Annotated in this window: 10 protein-coding genes; 6 read left to right on the top strand and 4 right to left on the bottom strand. The window is 73.2% G+C overall.

Features of this window, described 5'->3' with window-relative positions; all coding sequences use genetic code 11:
• Positions 1-90: 90 nt before the first annotated feature.
• On the bottom strand, positions 91-1,881 hold the full coding sequence (locus HD593_RS19285) for an aldehyde ferredoxin oxidoreductase C-terminal domain-containing protein (protein ID WP_185103459.1): 1,791 nt from the start codon (positions 1,879-1,881) through the stop codon (positions 91-93).
• 404 nt (positions 1,882-2,285) lie between these two features.
• On the opposite strand from HD593_RS19285, the gene HD593_RS19290 reads away from it, so the two are divergent.
• From HD593_RS19290 to HD593_RS19305, 4 genes are all read left to right on the top strand, one after another.
• The gene (locus HD593_RS19290; protein ID WP_185103460.1) at positions 2,286-3,458 is read left to right on the top strand and encodes an ROK family transcriptional regulator; all 1,173 of its coding nucleotides are present in this window, start codon (positions 2,286-2,288) and stop codon (positions 3,456-3,458) included.
• A 140-nt stretch (positions 3,459-3,598) separates the two neighbouring features.
• On the top strand, positions 3,599-4,750 hold the full coding sequence (locus tag HD593_RS19295; RefSeq protein ID WP_312903553.1) for a sugar phosphate isomerase/epimerase family protein: 1,152 nt from the start codon (positions 3,599-3,601) through the stop codon (positions 4,748-4,750).
• Between the two features lie 106 nt (positions 4,751-4,856).
• Positions 4,857-8,153, top strand: coding sequence for a PQQ-dependent sugar dehydrogenase (locus HD593_RS19300; RefSeq protein WP_185103462.1), 3,297 nt, complete (start codon positions 4,857-4,859; stop codon positions 8,151-8,153).
• A 135-nt stretch (positions 8,154-8,288) separates the two neighbouring features.
• On the top strand, positions 8,289-9,530 hold the full coding sequence (locus HD593_RS19305) for a cation:proton antiporter domain-containing protein (protein WP_185103463.1): 1,242 nt from the start codon (positions 8,289-8,291) through the stop codon (positions 9,528-9,530).
• Here HD593_RS19305 and HD593_RS19310 read toward each other — a convergent pair.
• A complete protein-coding gene (locus tag HD593_RS19310) occupies positions 9,484-10,881 on the bottom strand; it encodes an FtsX-like permease family protein (RefSeq protein WP_185103464.1) in 1,398 nt (465 codons plus the stop codon). The genes HD593_RS19305 and HD593_RS19310 overlap by 47 nt on opposite strands.
• 61 nt (positions 10,882-10,942) lie before the next feature.
• On the opposite strand from HD593_RS19310, the gene HD593_RS64380 reads away from it, so the two are divergent.
• Entirely contained in the window at positions 10,943-12,865 is a 1,923-nt protein-coding gene (locus tag HD593_RS64380) for a LamG-like jellyroll fold domain-containing protein (RefSeq protein ID WP_221524832.1), read from the top strand.
• Between the two features lie 27 nt (positions 12,866-12,892).
• The gene (locus tag HD593_RS19320; RefSeq protein ID WP_185103465.1) at positions 12,893-13,822 is read left to right on the top strand and encodes a lytic transglycosylase domain-containing protein; all 930 of its coding nucleotides are present in this window, start codon (positions 12,893-12,895) and stop codon (positions 13,820-13,822) included.
• 155 nt (positions 13,823-13,977) lie between these two features.
• On the opposite strand, the gene HD593_RS19325 is transcribed toward HD593_RS19320, so the two are convergent.
• Positions 13,978-14,556, bottom strand: coding sequence for a hypothetical protein (locus tag HD593_RS19325; RefSeq protein WP_185103466.1), 579 nt, complete (start codon positions 14,554-14,556; stop codon positions 13,978-13,980).
• Positions 14,557-14,600: 44 nt separating this feature from the next.
• On the bottom strand, positions 14,601-16,334 hold the full coding sequence (locus HD593_RS19330; RefSeq protein WP_185103467.1) for a PHP domain-containing protein: 1,734 nt from the start codon (positions 16,332-16,334) through the stop codon (positions 14,601-14,603).
• Positions 16,335-16,494: the final 160 nt, after the last annotated feature.

Below are 16,494 nucleotides of genomic sequence, written 5' to 3' on the forward strand. Positions count from 1 at the left end.
CCTCGATGGCCTCCCTCATGCTCTGGTCAAACGATTGACCTGACCATAGCAAGCGCCTCACAAACCGAACAAGAGGGAGGTCAATCGTTTTTATTCGGAAATTTCCCCACCTTTAACGGGGGTCCAGCCCAGCTCGGCGTGGAAGGCCGCGCGGGCGCGCTCGAACGCCGCCCGGCCGAGGACGGCGCCCTTGTGCGGCCCCTCGGTGATCGGCTCGTCGTGCAACCGCGCCGGCAGCGCCTCGTCGAGCCGCCCGCCGGTCTCGCGCAGCGCGTACGCGCGCAGCCCGTCCAGGCGCTCCTGCCCCGCCGCCAGCAGGTCCTCCAGGGTGAACTCCGTGCCCAGGACGGCCGTGACCAGGGCGGTCAGGTGGTCGATGGTCAGCGGGCGGGTCGGGGTCGAGGCGAAGACGCACAGGTTCAGCGCGTCCAGGCCGCTCCACAGCCGCAGCAGCCGCGCGCTGCGCCGCCCCCGCTCCTCGTCCAGCTCGTGCGCGGGAGCGGGGAGCGCGCCGACGCGGGCGGCCTCGGGGAAGCTGTAGGCCAGCCCGGCGACCGGGTCGAAGTCGAGGTCGTGCTCCAGGGCGTCGTACCGCGGGCCGCCGGGGGCCAGCGCGTAGCCGAGGCCGAGGCCGGGCTGCGGGCGCGGGTCGAAGCAGGGCACCTCAGCGCCCTTCACCGTCATCGCGTACGCCCGCGCGCCCCGCCCGATCCGCCGCGCCGCCCTGGCCGAGCCCTCCGCCAGCAGGTCGCCCAGCGCGCCCGACCGGGTGGCCACGTCCTCGATCAGGCCGGGCAGCGCCGCCGCGTCGCCGAACGCCGGCCCGCCCGGCAGCAGGCCGCGTCCGGCGCACTCCATGGCGAACGCGATCGTGCCGCCCAGCGAGACCACGTCGAGGCCGAGGTCGTTGCAGCGGGCGTTGGCGGCCAGGATCGTCTCGAGGTCGTCGATGCCGAGATTCCACCCCAGCGACAGGAACGCCTCCTGCCCGAGCCCGCCGGACCGCCCCCCGTACACCTTGAGGCAGTCGTTCGGGCAGCCGGGGCAGGAGCCCGCCGTCGAGACCGCGCGGCCGTCGTAGTCGCCCGCCGAGGGCACCCGCAGGCCGGGCGGGCCCGGTACGGAGAAGTTGCGGGCCGAGGCGTACCCCGGGTCGAGCGGGGCGCCGGCCCAGCCCGCGAACCCCGGCAGGCCCGCCTGGAGCGCGGCCAGCGGGTTCGTGGCCAGCGAGTCGCGGTAGTAGGCGGTCAGGGCGGCGATCGCCGCCGGGTCGGCGGCCTCGGCGGGCGCGTCGCCGGCGCAGACGACGGCCTTGAGGTTCTTGGCGCCGAAGACCGCGCCGAGCCCGTACCTGGCGGCGGGGAAGGCGAGGTCGGTCACCACGCTCGCGTAGCGCACCAGGTTCTCCCCGGCGGGCCCGATCGCCGCGACCCGCGCGCCCGCGCCGTGCCGGTCGCGCAGCGCGTCGGTGGTGGCGGCCGTGCCCAGCCCGCGCAGCTCGCCCGCGTCGTGCAGGCTCACCTCCCCGCCGGCCACCAGCAGGTACGACAGCCGCGGCGCCCGCCCCGTCACGGCCAGCGCCCTGGCCCCGGCCCCGCGCATCCCCGCGGCGAACGGCCCCAGCGCGTGCGCCTCCCCGGCCACCCCCGTCAGCGGCGACTTGGCCAGGAACACCGCCTTGGCCAGCCCGGGGGCCGCCGTCCCGCCCAGCATCCCGGCCGCCACGTACAGCAGCGCGTCCGGATCGTACGGATCCAGCCCCGCCGCCGTCCGCTCCAGCATCAACCGCAGCCCCAGGATGGACCCGCCGTAGTGCCCTCGCTCGGAAGCGCGATCTTCCTTCTCCACGTTTGCGCTGGTCAGATCCACGATGAACGGCATGACAGAGCCTCCTAGAGCCGGAAAGGGGACCAAGAGCGGCACCACATCACACATCACCCGGCACACGCAACCTGCTCATGTGCGTCCTTGGTCATGCGTCAGCGAGGAGGATGCGGCCGGGGCGACGCCCCGCGCGGCCGTTCCGGCTCGGGAAATGGCGGTGCGCTACCTGAACCCCGCATGGCGGATCCGGCCCGGGTGGCATTCCCTGGGCCCGCACGTCTCGGCGCGACGGCGGGTGTGGACCGGGCCGGACCCTCGCAACGCGAGGAGCTCGTAAAACGCCGGACATCCTCGGAAATTTCGCCCGAGCACCGCATATGTCCGTGATATTTCCGGACGATAGATCTGACTTTTAATTCTTGTCAACATAAGTCGGTCGATTTTCGAAGTAAGGTAGATCCATGCCAACCTATGGCCAGCACGCGGCGGGGGCGGGGGCACTGTTGGCGATCCTCCGGGACGGGCGGGCCAGGACGCGGGGCGAGCTGGCCCGGCTCACCGGCCTGTCCAGATCCACCGTCTCGCAGCGGCTGGACGGGCTGATCGGCTCCCGCTGGGTCGTCGAGGGCGAAGGCTCGATCTCCTCCGGTGGCCGGCCGGCGGCGGTGTTCGCCTTCAACGGCGGCGCGCACGTCGTGCTCGCCGCCGACGTCGGCGCCACCCGGGCCCGCCTGGCCGTCCTCGACCTCGGCATGAACGTGCTGGCCGAGCGGGTCGCGGGCCTGCCCGTCGAGCTCGGCCCCGAGCCGGTGCTGGGCGGCGTCGCCGACACGTTCCGCGAGCTGCTGGCCGCGGCCGGGCGCGGCCCCGACCAGGTGTGCGGCGTCGGGGTGGGCCTGCCCGGCCCGGTCGAGCACCGCACGGGACGGCCGGTGAACCCGCCGATCATGCCCGGCTGGAACGGGTTCGCTGTGCCCGAGTGGCTGGGGGAGCGGCTTGGCGCGCCCGTCCTGGTCGACAACGACGTCAACGTCATGGCGCTGGGCGAGCACTGGGCCGCCCGCCCCGCCGTGGACCACCTGATCTACATCAAGATCGGCACAGGCATCGGCTGCGGCATCATCTCCGGCGGCAGGCTGCACCGGGGCGCGCGGGGCGCCGCCGGGGACGTCGGCCACATCCGGGTGCCCGCGTCGGACGCGCCGTGCCGGTGCGGCAACACCGGCTGCCTGGAGGCGATCGCGGGCGGCGCCTCCATGGCCGCCGCGCTGCGCGGCGCCGGGGTCGAGGCACGCGGCAGCAGGGACGTGGTCGCGCTCATGCGCGCCGGCGACCCGCGCGCCACCCGCCTCGTCAGGCAGGCGGGGCGCGAGGTGGGCACGGTCATGGCCGCCATCGTGAACTTCTTCAACCCGTCCGTCATCCTGATCGGCGGCGACGTCGCCGCGGCCGGCGAGCAGGTGCTGGCGGGCGTCCGGGAGACGATCTACAGCCGGTCGTTGCCGCTGGCCACGCAGCACCTCGGCATCAGGGCGGGCGAGCTGGGCGACCGGGCGGGGGTCGTCGGCGCCGCCGTCATGGTCGTCGAGCACGTGCTCGCGCCCGGCAGCATCGACCGCCCGGCCGCGAGATGAGCGCCATTGACCCTTTCACGACGGCGGCGTAACAATGGTGATCGTCCGGGAACCGGGGCGGTGGCATGCCCGCGGGAAACGGGCACGGATCCGCTGCGACGTGGTCGGCGCACGCGTCCCTCAAGGAAGGGAACCCCCGCGTGAGCCCTCACCATGCCCTGCCTGACGACGCCTTACCCGACCACGTGAACGAGCAGCGGGAGCGCGCCGAGACGCTCCGCCACCGGCTGGGGCTGAGCCGCCGCCACCTGTTCGCCGCCACCACCGGCCTGGCCGCCGCCGCCGCGATCCCCCTCGCCGGACCCGCCGAGGCCGCCACCCGCCGGGTGCTCGTCCCGCCGGGCAAGCGCGGCATCATCCTCTACACCGTCCGCGACGCGATCACCCGCGACCCGGCCGCCACCACCTCGCCGTCCGGCTTCCGCCGCGTCCTGGAGGCGCTGTCGGCCATCGGGTACCGGCAGGTCGAGTTCGCCGGCTACCGGCAGCACGCGAACGCCGAGGGCGGCGCGAACCTCGACAGCGTCGAAGGCGCCCGGCTGCTGCGCGGCTGGCTGGACGCCTACGGGCTGCGCGCCCAGGGCAACCACGGGTTCATCCCCGGCTCCTGGCCGCTGACGACCGCCGACCTCGACCGGTTCAAGCTGGCACTGGAGATCGCGAACATCCTCGGCCTGGAGCACATGGGCACCGGCTCCGACCCGACCGGCAGCGCGTACAAGGCGGACTGGGACGTGGCGGCCGACAAGTGGAACGCGCTCGGCGCGATCGCCCGCGACGCCGGCATCAAGCTCTACACGCACAACCACGACGCCGCCTACGCGTTCCTGCTCGACAGCGGCCCGCCCGACGAGCAGGGCCGGCCGACGCGCTCGTCGGGCATCCGCAAGCTCGAGTACTTCTTCGGGATCAGCGACCCCGGGCTCGTGCACTTCGAGATGGACATCTACTGGGCGCACGTCGCGCAGTACAAGCACCGCACCTACACCGCGCCCGACGGCTCGACGCGGACCGACGTCTTCGACCCGCTGCGCACCGTCAGGGCCCAGGAGAAGCGCTTCCCGCTCTTCCACGCCAAGGACGGCGCGTCGAACCCGGCCGTCCCCAACGGCTACGACATGGTGCCGTTCGGCACCGGCGACATCGACTACCGCCGCTTCTTCTCCCGCCTGCGCCACCCCGGCTACCACAACCCGATGTACGAGCAGGACAACGCCCCCGGCGCCGACCCCGCGCAGTCACTCCGGCTCGCCGAGGTCAGCTACCGCAACCTGGCCGCCCTGCGCGGCTGAAGCGCACCCCGGCACGGAACCGGACCGCCACGAAGCACCCCGCCGTTGGCCCGGCAGGCGTGGCGGCCCGGCCTCTGACACTCCTCGTCCTAGGAGCGGCATCACCATGCAGCGTACCCTCGCGGTGCTCGGCGGCCTCGTGCTGGCCGGCGCCTGCCTGTCCTTACCCGCCCGGGCACACGACCCGGCCACCACGTGGTCCAGCTACGAGAAGATCACCCTGACCAAGAACGTCGGCGAGCCGATCGACCTGGCCGTCCTGCCCGACCGGCGGGTGCTGCACACCGCCCGCAACGGCGACATCCGGCTGACCGACCCCGCCACCGGCGTCACCAGGATCGTCAACACCGTCCCGGTCTACGCCAACTCCGAGGACGGGCTGCAGACGATCGCCCTCGACCCGGACTTCGACCAGAACAAGTGGATCTACGTCTACTACGCGCCCAGGACCATGACGGCGCCCTACCCCGCGACCACCCCCGCCGGCTCCGCGCCGAACACGCTGCTCGCGGGGGCCGACGAGACGTACTGGAACCAGTGGAAGGGCTACAACCAGCTCTCCCGCTTCAAGTGGACAGGCAGCGCGCTGGACCTGTCCACCGAGCAGGTCATCATCAAGGTCGAGGCGCAGCGCGGCCAGTGCTGCCACGTCGCCGGCGACGTCGACTGGGACGCCGACGGCAACCTCTACCTCGCCACCGGCGACAACACCCCCGCCGGCACGCCCGGCGCCAACGGCATGGCGCCCAACAACGACGCCCCCGGCATGAACCCCGGCCTCGACTCGCGCCGCGGCGCGGGCAACAGCAACGACCTGCGCGGCAAGATCCTTCGGATCAAGGTGGCCGCGGACGGCACGTACACGGTCCCCGAGGGCAACCTGTTCGCGCCCGGCACCGCCGGCACCAGGCCGGAGATCTTCGTGACCGGCGTGCGCAACCCGTTCAGGATGGACGTGGACGCCGAGACCGGCACCCTGTCCTGGGCCGACTACGGCCCCGACGCCGGCACGGGCGACCCCGCCAGGGGCCCGATGGGCTACGTCGAGTGGAACATCACCCCGCTCACGAAGCCGATGAACAGCGGCTGGCCGTACTGCACGGGCGACAACTTCAACTACAACGACTGGGACTTCGCGACCGCCACCCCGGGCCCGTGGTTCGACTGCGCGGCCGGCCCCCGCAACACCTCGCGCTGGAACACCGGCCTGGACCAGCTCCCGCCCGCCGTCCCCGCCGACCTGTACTACGGCGACAACAACACCCACCAGCCGGCCGCGTGGGCCGGGCTCACCGACTTCGACCCGCAGGGCGGCCAGGGCCCGATGGGCGGCCCCGTCTACCACTACGACCCGGACAACCCCGCGCCGGGCAAGCTGCCCGAGCACTGGGACGGCAAGGCGTTCTTCGCCGAGTTCTCCCAGGACTACCTGGCGGCCTTCACCTTCACCGGCGCGGACGGCCCGGTCACCGCGATCGAGCACTTCCTGCCCAACAGCGCGCTGCGCACGGCCGCGCAGCCCATCACCGACAGCCCGATGGACATCGAGTTCGGCCCCGACGGCTCCCTGTACGTGCTGGAGTACGGCGACGGCTTCTTCCGCGCCAACCCGGACGCCGGCCTCTACCGCATCGACTACACCCCGGCCAACAAGACCCCGCAGGCCAGGATCGCGGCGGACAGGACCTCCAGCAGCGCCGCGCCGCTCACCGTCACCTTCGACGCCACCGCCTCCACCGACACCGAGCCGGGCGCGCTGACCTACGACTGGGACTTCGACGGCGACGGCGACTTCGACGCCACCGGCGTCACCGCCACCCACACCTACACCGAGCTGGGCCAGTACGCGGCCCGGCTGCGCGTCACCGACTCCGGCGGCAGGGCCGGGCTCACCTCCGTCGAGATCACCGTGGGCAACACCGCGCCCGTGGTGACGGTCAAGACGCCGCCGAACGGCGGGTTCTTCGACTGGGGGAACGCGCTGCCGTACCAGATCGGGGTGTCCGACGCCGAGGACGGCGACAACCCGGTGTGCTCGCGGGTGCAGTGGACGTTCGGCCTGGGGCACGACACGCACGCGCATCCGGAGACGCTCGGCACGGGCTGCGCCGGAGCCTGGCCCACCCCCGCCAGCGCGCCGGAGCACGGCGAGACCGAGAACATCTACGGCGTGGTCGTCGTCAGCTACCGTGACAACGGCGCCGGCTCCATCCCCGGCGCGCTCGGCGAGGCCGCGCTCACCCTCAACCCCAAGCTGGCGCAGGCCGAGCACGCCGACGAGAGCAGCGGCGTCACCGAGACCCCCGACGACACCGCGTCGGCCAAGGCCAAGGTCACCTCGTTCGACGCCGGCGACTGGATCGCCTACGACCCGGTGCACTTCGCCGGCATCACCGGCGTCCAGACCAGGGCGTCCGGCGCGGGCACGCTGTCGCTGCGGTGGAAGTCGCCGACGGCCGAGCCGTTCGCCACCGTGACCGTTCCCGCGGGCGACGGCTGGCAGACGGTCACCACGCCCCTCGCCGACCTGCCGGAGGGCACCGGCCGCCTGTACGTCACCTCCTCCGGCGGCGTGGACCTGGACGCGTTCACCTTCCAGGGCGGCGGCGTCGCCGACACCGCCCCGCCGGCCGTCACCGCCACCCTCACCCCGGCCCGGCCGGACGGCACGAACGGCTGGTACACCGGCAACGTCACGCTCGCCGTCACCGCCACCGACAACGGCACCGTCGCCTCGCGCCAGTACTCCCTCGACGGCACCACCTGGTCGAACGCCAACAATCCGGTCACGCTCAGTGCCGAGGGCGCCAAGGAGGTCCGCTACCGCGCCACCGACAACGGCGGCAACGTCTCCCCGGCCGGCACCCTCACCGTGAAGATCGACAAGTCGAACCCGACGCTGACGGTCACCGGCGTGGAGGCCGGCCCCTACGGCGACTCGGCCACCGTCACCCCCGTCCTGACCGGCGCCGACGCGGTGTCCGGCGTGGCCGGGGTGACGGCGGAGCTCGACGGCGAGGCGGTCGCGTCCGGCAAGCCGGTGCCGCTGTGGGCGCTGCCGCTCGGCGAGCACCGGCTCACGGGCACCGTCACCGACCAGGCGGGCAGGACCGCGACCGCCTCCGTGACGTTCCAGACGACCACCTCGTACGCCGACGTGGGGGCGCTCGTCTCCCGCTTCAGGCAGACGGGGGCGATCACCTGGAAGGCCGCCGAGGACCTGCGGGAACAGCTCGCGCAGGCGGAACGGCACGACAAGAAGGGCAAGCGGGCGCTGGCCGTGGCGGCGCTCGAACGGTTCGTGCGGGTCGCGGAGAAGCGCGGCAACGTGTGGGACGCGGCGGTCAGATCGGCTCTGGTCCGCGACGCCCGGGCGCTCATCGAACGCCTCCGCTCCGCCTGACCCCTCACCCTGGCGGTCTCCCCACGACGGCGAGACCGCCAGGTCCTCCGGCCTTCCTCTCCGACGGCGTGCGGAGGGAAGGCGGATCGCTCAATAAAGGGATATTTCGCGATCTTCCGGGCAGGTGGTCCGGCGATGTCCACCCTCGACCTCGTCCTGGCCCTCGGCGGTGCCGCCGCGCTGCTCGCCGCGATCCTCCCCGAGTTCCTGAACGGCCGCGCCCTGTCCCTGCCGCTGGTCTACCTGCTGGCGGGCGTGCTCCTGTTCACCCTGCCCATCGGCTTACCCGACCCCGACCCGATCGCCCACCGCGCGGCACTGGAGCACATCACCGAGCTGTGCGTCGTCATCTCGCTCATGGGCGCGGGCCTGGCGATCAACCGCCGCACCGGGCCGCGTGGCTGGTCCACCACCTGGCGGCTGCTCGCCCTGGCGATGCCGCTCACCGTCGCCGGCGTGGCCGCCGCGGCCATGGCGCTGCCGGGCTGGCCGCTCGCCGCCGCGCTGCTGCTCGGGGCCGTGCTCGCGCCCACCGACCCGGTCCTCGCCTCGGACGTGCACGTCGGCGAGCCCGTGGACGCCCAGAACGCCGACGACGAGGTCCGCTTCGCCCTGACCTCCGAGGCCGGCCTCAACGACGGGCTGGCCTTCCCGATCGTGTACGCCGCCATCGCCGTGGCCGCCGGCTCCGCGGGATGGGGGGAGTGGGCGCTGGTGGACGTGCTCTACCGCACCGCGGCCGGCGCCGTCCTGGGGCTCCTGATCGGCCGCCTGCTCGGCCGGCTGTTCTTCCGCGCCGGCTCCGACGGGCTGCGCCTGTCGGAGCGCCGTGACGGGTTCGTCGCGCTGGCCTGCACGTTCCTCGCGTACGGGGTGACGGAGCTGGCCCACGGGTACGGATTCGTCGCGGTGTTCGTCACCGCCCTCGCCATCAGGAGCGCCGAGCACGGCCACGGCTACAACAACGTGCTGCACGGCTTCGTGGAGCAGATCGAGCGGCTGCTCACGGCCTGGCTGCTGCTCCTGCTCGGCGGCTTCGTCGCCACCGGCGGCCTGGCGGCCCTCACCTGGCGCGGCGCCGCCGTCGGCCTCCTGCTCCTGCTCGTCATCCGTCCGCTGGCCGGCTGGCTGGTCCAGTGGCGCGGCGGGGCGGGGCCGAGGGAACGGCTGGCGATCTCGTTCTTCGGCATCCGGGGGATCGGGTCGCTGTTCTACCTGGCGTACGCGCTGGGGGAGACCGGCTTCGGCGTAGCGGCGGAGGAGCTGTGGGCGGTCACCGGGTTCACGGTCCTGGCCTCGGTCGTCCTGCACGGCGTCACGGCGACCCCGGTCATGGCGCGGGTGGACGCGATCCGCGACCGGACACCCGCCCGCTGACGAACAGCCCGGCCACCGCCGCGAGCAGCGGGACCGCCACGGTCTGCAGCCCGATCAGCGCCCACGGCGTGTCGAACGGCACCCGCGGCGGCGGATCCCAGTCGATCGACGTCGTGAACGGCCAGGCCAGAAGCAGGCCGACGACGCAACCGGCCACCGCGCCCGGCACCGCGCCACAAGCCGCCGCCAGGGCCGCCCGGCAGGCGGTGAGCAGCCGCGGGGAGCCGATCCGGCGCAGGACTTGCGGGCGGCTCGACCGGGCCGTGGCCACCCACGCGCCGATGAGGGCGATGAGAGCGATGAACCCGGCGAGGTACCGCCAGCCGCCAGAAGCCTGGTACCCCTGTTCCAGGTGCACCTCGGCGCGCTCGCCGAGCCTGCCGGCGAGCCGGTCCCGGTCGGCCTCGGAGGCTCTGTGCAGAGCGGGATCGACGATCAGTGCTTCGACGTCGAGCTGGAGACCCAGGCCGCGCACGAGTTCCATGGGCACGAAGACTCGCTCCAGGCCGTCGGGGACGGGCTCGACGGTGATCGCCGGGATGTTCTTGATCGTGCCGGCATCGGGGCTGGTGAGGTGGTAGTCGATCCGCACGCTGTGATCCTGCTCCGCCTCCACCGCGACCACGACGGCCGTGCCCGCGTCGTAGGACATCGCCGGATTCCCGGTGAGGTAGCGGAGCAGCGCCTGATCGCCGATGTAGGTGGCGCCCTCGCCCAGTACGTCGAAATACCCCGTCGAGCCCACGAGGTGGCCGCGCACGATCGGCACGCCGGGTAACTCCCCCCGGACGGCGGCCTCGGCTTCCGCCGCATGTTCTGGTGAGAACCTGACGACGAGCGCCCCCGGCTGGGCCTCGGGCGCATAGTTCGCCCTGCTCTGGGCGAACCCGGCGTGCGCGATGATCGCCAGCATGATGGTGATGGCCGTGGCGACCATGGTCGTCGCCACCGCGGGGGCCGTGCGTCTGCGATCGTCCGCCAGATGCCGGGCCGCGGGCCGGAACGGCCGCGGCAGCCGCGCGGCGCCCCGCGCGAGCAGTTCGAGCAGCCAAGGGACGGCGGGCCCGAGCCCGAGGAGGAACACCGCCGCGCTGAAGATGGCCGCCAGGCTGGTCATCGCCGACCCGAAGTCGTCGTAGTGCCCGTCTTCGCGCGTGCTCCACGCCGCGATCACCATCCCCACGAGACCCATCCCCGCTAGGGACGATCCCCTGAACAGGTAGCCGCCACGCACGCCGCCGTATCGCCCGCGAGGCGCCGCCATCGCCGCCAGGATCGTGGCACAACACGCCAGCATCACCGGCACACCCAGCGCCGCCACGAAGAACAGCAGGGAGTAGATCTCCAGCATGCACAGAGACTACGCCCGCCACAGGCGAAGAGATCAAGGGCGAGATTTCCCCTGGCGGAAGGTGCGCGTTACCGCCCGGGGCACCACCCCGCCACGTACGGCGATCAAGGTGCTGGTCATGTCCCACCCCACCCTCGACCGCCGCGCGCTGCTCACGGCGGCCATCGCCGCCCCGGCCGCCGGCGCCCTCACCGGCACGGCCGCGTCCCCGGCCCACGCCTCGTCCCACGCCTCGTCCCACGGCGGCAGGTTCGACCGCGAGAGCCCCCGCTTCACGATCGGCGTGCTGCCCGACACGCAGTACCTCTTCGACGAGGACCGCTCCGACCCCGCCCCCGTGCGCCAGACGTTCCGCTTCCTCACCGGCGACGAACGCGAGAGCAGGAACATCGCGTTCATGACCCACTTGGGGGACGTCACCGAGCACGGCACGGAGGAGGAGATCGCGCTGGCCTCCGACACGTTCAGATCCCTGGACGGGCGGCTCTCCTACAGCGTCCTGGCCGGCAACCACGACGTGACCGGCGCCGACGACCAGCGCGGCGACAGCGCCTACCTGAAGGCGTTCGGCCCGTCCCGCTTCGCCCGCATGTCCACCTTCCGCGGCGCGTCGCCCGACGGCTACAACAGCTACCACGTGCTCGACGCGGGCGGCCGGCAGTGGCTGGTGCTGGCGCTCGACTGGCGCGTCTCCGACAAGGGCCTGCGCTGGGCGCAGGACGTCATCGACGCCAACAGGACGCTGCCCGCCATCCTCACCACCCACGACCTGGCCTGGGCGGACGAGGCCGGCGTGGCCGCCCTGTCGCAGCACGGGCAGCGGCTCTGGGACGCCTTCATCAGGCGCAACGACCAGATCTTCCTCACGCTTAACGGCCACTACTGGCCCTCCGGGCGTACCGTGCTCAAGAACGACGCCGGCCACGACGTGCACGTGCACCTCGCCAACTACCAGGACCGCTACTACGGCGGCGCCGGCATGGTCCGGCTCTACGCGTTCGACCTCGTCCGCAACGTCATCGACGTGGAGACGCTGTCGCCGTGGCTGCTGGACCGCGACCCCGAGGACCGCACCCCGCTGGAGGCCGAGCACCTGGAGCTGACCGGCCCGGTGGACCGCTTCAGCATCGAGCTGGACTTCGACGAGCGCTTCGCCGGGTTCGCGCCGCGCACCCCGCCGCCCGCCCGCCCCGCCAGGGCCGTGATGCCGCGCGGCACGGTGGCGTACTGGAGGTTCGACGCCGAGGGCCTGCCGGCGGCCGGTACGGACGGCGCGGTCGTCCCCGCCGGCACGGTCGCCCGCGACCTGACCGGGCGCGGCAACGACCTGACCATGGAGCTGCTGCACGCCAGCGCTCCCGAGACGCTGAAGTGGTCGGCCGAGCACCATGAGGGCCAGCCCGCCCACGCCAGCCTCCGCTTCGACGGCGGCAAGTCCCCCGACCGGGGCGCGGTCCTCAGGTCGGGCGCCGGCGCGCCGATCAACAGCATGACGTTCGAGTCCGGCTACACGATCGAGGCGTTCATCAAGCTGCCGGAGCCGTTCGAGGGCGACCACGCCTGGATGGGCATCCTGAGCTGGGAGGGCCGCAGCGGCGACGCGGGCAAGACCAGCGGCTGGTCACCCGACGAGCCGACGTGCAGTCTCAACCTGTCACCCGAGCGGTTCCTGCAGTACGTCGTCTACCCCACCGACCGCGACGCCGACCCCACCTCGTGGAGCCACGCCCTGCCGGTGGGCCGCTGGATGCACGTGGCCGTGGTCAACGACGCGCGGCGGACGATCGTGTACGTGGACGGCTCCACGATCTCCCGGAACCCGAGCCGGCCGTCGAAGGGCATCTCCACGCTCGGCAGGCCGTTCGCGATCGGCGGCACGCAGTTCGCGCTGAAGTACGGGCAGGGCTTCTACGGCTGGATCGGCGACGTGCGCATCGTCGCCAGGGCGCTGCGCCCGAAGGAGTTCCTCACCCCGTACGTATGATCGGCACACCGGGTAGGTTGACCTCCCATGGAGGGACGCCAGAAGCACACCCGGCCACGACGGCTCGCCTGGGGCGCGGCCGTGCTCACCTGCGCGGCGGCGTGCGGAGCGGCCCCGGCGAGCCGGCCGTCCGGCCCGCCGTCCGAGCCCGCGCCGTCCACGCCCGCGGTCACGACGGCGCCTCCCGAGCAGGAGTTCCCGGCTCCCGACGAGAAGATCCCCGGTAGCGCCGCGAAGCTGGCCACGGCCCTGGAGGAGACCACCGAGGCGCTCAGCGCGTCCATCGACGCCTGGACGGAGGGCGGCTCGCCTGCGCCGGGCCACCCGCCCGAGGACGTCGAGCTGCTGGCCCTGCACCAGCAGCGCATCTACCGCTACGCCGCCCGCCACCCCGGGCTGGCCGCCAAGGCCTTCGCCCGCCTGCCCGACGGCCTGGCCGCCCAGGCCAGGGACAACACGGCCGCCATCCGCGGGCTGCTCGCCCTGGCCCACCCCATCAAGCCGGACGCCGTCTTCAAGACGCAGCAGCCCCGGCCCGCCGGCGAGCTGCTCGGCTACTTCAAGAAGGCGGAGCGCAGGTTCGGGGTGGAGTGGGAGGTGCTGGCGGCGGTGATGTTCGCGGAGACGAAGTTCGGCCGGGTACGCGCCGACAGCCACGTCGGTGCCCAGGGGCCCATGCAGTTCATGCCCGCCACCTGGAAGGCGTACGGGATGGGCGGCGACGTGCGCGACCCGCGCGACGCGGTCATGGGCGCGGCCAACTACCTCAAGGCCAGCGGCGCGCCCCGCGACTACCGGCGGGCCCTGCACGCCTACAACCCGTCGCAGGCGTACGTGGACGCGATCCTGCTGCACTCGCGCCAGATCAAGCGCGACCCGCGCGCCTACTACGCGTACTACAACTGGCAGGTGTACGTGATCACCACGGCGGGGGAGCGCCGCCTGACCGGCCCGTAGACACGAGCCGGCCGGACGCCGTTCCTCCGCCGATCGGGCGCCATCGGTCCGTCGGCCGGGCGCCGTCCCCGCGCCGGTCGGACGCCGACCTTCCGCCGGTCCGCCGGTCCGCCGGTCCGCCGGTCCGCCGCGGACCGGTCGTGCGGTCGCGGAGGTCAGGTGTGGTCGGCGCAGCAGGGTGTGGGGTTCGGCACCTCGGCGGGGGCGATCCGGCCGCCGGCGGCCGGCATGGTGAGCAGCGTCATGAGGCCGTCCCGCCAGACGGGCCGGACGTGGTCGTTCGTGACGACCGGCACGTCGTCGGGCGGCGGCCCGGGGGAGGCGAGCAGCAGCACCACGTCGATGGCCGAGCCGGCGCGCAGCTCGCCCGCGCTGAGGGTGCCGGTGAGCAGGTCACGGCCGGGGAAGGTGACGACCCGGCCGCTCCGCCTGGCCTCGTGCTCGGCCGCCGCCAGCGCCGCCCCCGCCGCCAGCGGCCCGGTACGCCGCTCGCCCAGCGCCCACGACACGACGACGGGCGGCTCGCCCGGCGCCGCGGGAAGGTCCGCGGCCGTCAGCGTGCCGGGGACGGCCAGCGAGCAGGCGACGTGCGGCTCGTCCCCCGCCTGCCCCGCCGGCACGAAGTGGGTGCACCCGACCGCGTCGCCCGGCAGGCCGAGCGCCCGCGCCACGGTGTGGAGCAGGTGCTCGGCCTCGGGCACCGTCCGGCTGCCCGCGTCGAACCCGAGGACCATCGGCCCGGATGTCGGCCCGGTTGTCGGCCCGGTTGTCGGCGCTGTCATCGGCGCGGCAGGATCCAGATCGGGTTGCTGTAGAACCACAGGTCGTTCCACGGGTCGGCGTCGCCGTACACGTCGATCTGCGGCCCGTTCGGGTCCACGGCGGCGCCCAGCAGCCCGGGCGCGCTGCGCTTGCCGTCGGTGCCGCGCAGCCGCACGTAGACGGGCCGGTCGACGGCGCCGAGCTGGTAGGTGAAGGTGACGGTGCCGCTGTTCTTGTTCACCTCGTACGACTGCACGACCTTCGTGTTCGGCGTGGTGAAGGCGTCCCTGTCGGAGACGGGGCCGGTGACGTCGCCCTGGATGACGTCCACCCGGGCCAGCGTGGGCACGAACTGCGCCCAGTTCGGCCGCCCGGCCAGGGTGACCTCGATGGACAGCTCGACGCGGGCGCCCCGCCGTACCTGGAGGGTGCTGCCGAGCGTCACGCCCCGCTGGCCGGTGCCGGCCGCGCGGGCCCGCACCACCAGCCCGCTGATCAGGCCGCCGTGGTCCACCCAGATGCGCCCGGCGCGCAGGGCGTCCATGACGGCGCCGTAGGAGAAGTCCTCGGCGCCGACGTGCGTCCTGCTGTAGAAGCCGGGCCAGAAGTCGCCGGAGCCGAAGTTGGGCACGCCCTTGTAGACGGGGTCCTCGTAGCGGCCGTTGGCGTTGAAGTCGCTGTTCGGGCCGCGGTCGCTGGTGTCGCCGTGCACCCAGTGCGCGTCGGAGTTGGCGGTGATCCACCACGGCTTGCCCTCGGCCAGCAGGCTGTCCCACAGGCCGCCGACGGTGGAGGTCATCCAGTCGAACCCGCCGAAGGTCTTGTAGCTCTCGGCCGGGTAGCCGGGGAAGGAGTCGGCGCCGGGGCTGCCGTCGTAGTAGCCGCGCCCGCCGCCGGGCCCGTACGGCTTGGCGATGCCGGCGGCCTGGTGGCCGGGCGCGCCCTCCATGCCGATCGCGATCGACGGCTGCGCGTCCCGCCAGCCGCGGATCTCGTGCGGCGAGTCGATGCCCTTCCTGGAGGGGTGGTTGGCCAGGAACAGCGCGTCCGGCACGCGCCGCCTCCTGACCGCCTCGGCCAGGAAGTTCAGCCCGGCGATGGCCAGCGCCTCGTTCTGCGGCGTGTTGGAGCTCGCGCCCTTCACCGACCCGTCGAAGGAGCTCTCGAACTCCTTGAGCGTCGAGACCTCGTTCCGGCCGGGGGCGACGAACACGGTGCCGTGCTCGGCGGCCGGGATGTTCCACTCCAGGCCCTGGAAGACCAGCGTGTCCTTGACGGCCTCGCGTGCCGCCACGATGTCCGGGTTGACCTTCTCTACGCCGATCTTGGCGTGCGCGGCGCCGCCGTGGTCGGTGATGACCATCCAGCCCAGCCCGAACGCGTTGGCGTGGCGCACGTGGTCGATGACCCGGTACACGGCGTCGGAGCTGTACTGCGTGTGGATGTGGTGGTCGCCGGCCAGCCACTGGTAGCCGTCCCTCGGCTCGCGGCCCCGCCCCTCGTCCCTGGTGACGGCCGCGGCGGCCTGGCCCTCGCCGCCCAGCACGCCGGCGGCGGTCAGCCCGGCGCCCAGCAGCCCGGCCCGCCGGAACATGCGCCGGCGCGAGAGCTGCCCCGGCGACAGCTCGGCATCGGGAACCGACAGGTCCCGCGCCACGGCGGCCTCGGTTTCTCCGGGCTGCTCGTGCGCGTGGTCGTGCGCGTGGTCGTGCGCGTGGTCGTGATCATGGTGATGGTGCCCGTGGCCCATGGGTGTTTCTCCGTCCCGCCGGAAAGGGTGCGCCGGCTACGGCGGGAGCGTGGCGGAACCGGATGAATCGGACATGAACGGTGGAAGATCGGCGAGTGCCGAATGGATGCCACATGCCACCTCAAGGGGTCGGTGACCTTCTTCGCCTTCACGGGGCGCG

This window comes from Nonomuraea rubra, from assembly GCF_014207985.1.
Lineage (GTDB): Bacteria > Actinomycetota > Actinomycetes > Streptosporangiales > Streptosporangiaceae > Nonomuraea > Nonomuraea rubra.

Excerpts from the sequence above, each read along its gene's own strand:
- HD593_RS19285 (WP_185103459.1), bottom strand. The coding sequence starts at position 1,881 with ATGCCGTTCATCGTGGATCTGACCAGCGCAAACGTGGAGAAGGAAGAT.
- HD593_RS19290 (WP_185103460.1), top strand. The coding sequence starts at position 2,286 with ATGCCAACCTATGGCCAGCACGCGGCGGGGGCGGGGGCACTGTTGGCG.
- HD593_RS19300 (WP_185103462.1), top strand. The coding sequence starts at position 4,857 with ATGCAGCGTACCCTCGCGGTGCTCGGCGGCCTCGTGCTGGCCGGCGCC.
- HD593_RS19305 (WP_185103463.1), top strand. The coding sequence starts at position 8,289 with ATGTCCACCCTCGACCTCGTCCTGGCCCTCGGCGGTGCCGCCGCGCTG.
- HD593_RS19310 (WP_185103464.1), bottom strand. The coding sequence starts at position 10,881 with ATGCTGGAGATCTACTCCCTGCTGTTCTTCGTGGCGGCGCTGGGTGTG.
- HD593_RS19320 (WP_185103465.1), top strand. The coding sequence starts at position 12,893 with ATGGAGGGACGCCAGAAGCACACCCGGCCACGACGGCTCGCCTGGGGC.
- HD593_RS19325 (WP_185103466.1), bottom strand. The coding sequence starts at position 14,556 with ATGGTCCTCGGGTTCGACGCGGGCAGCCGGACGGTGCCCGAGGCCGAG.
- HD593_RS19330 (WP_185103467.1), bottom strand. The coding sequence starts at position 16,334 with ATGGGCCACGGGCACCATCACCATGATCACGACCACGCGCACGACCAC.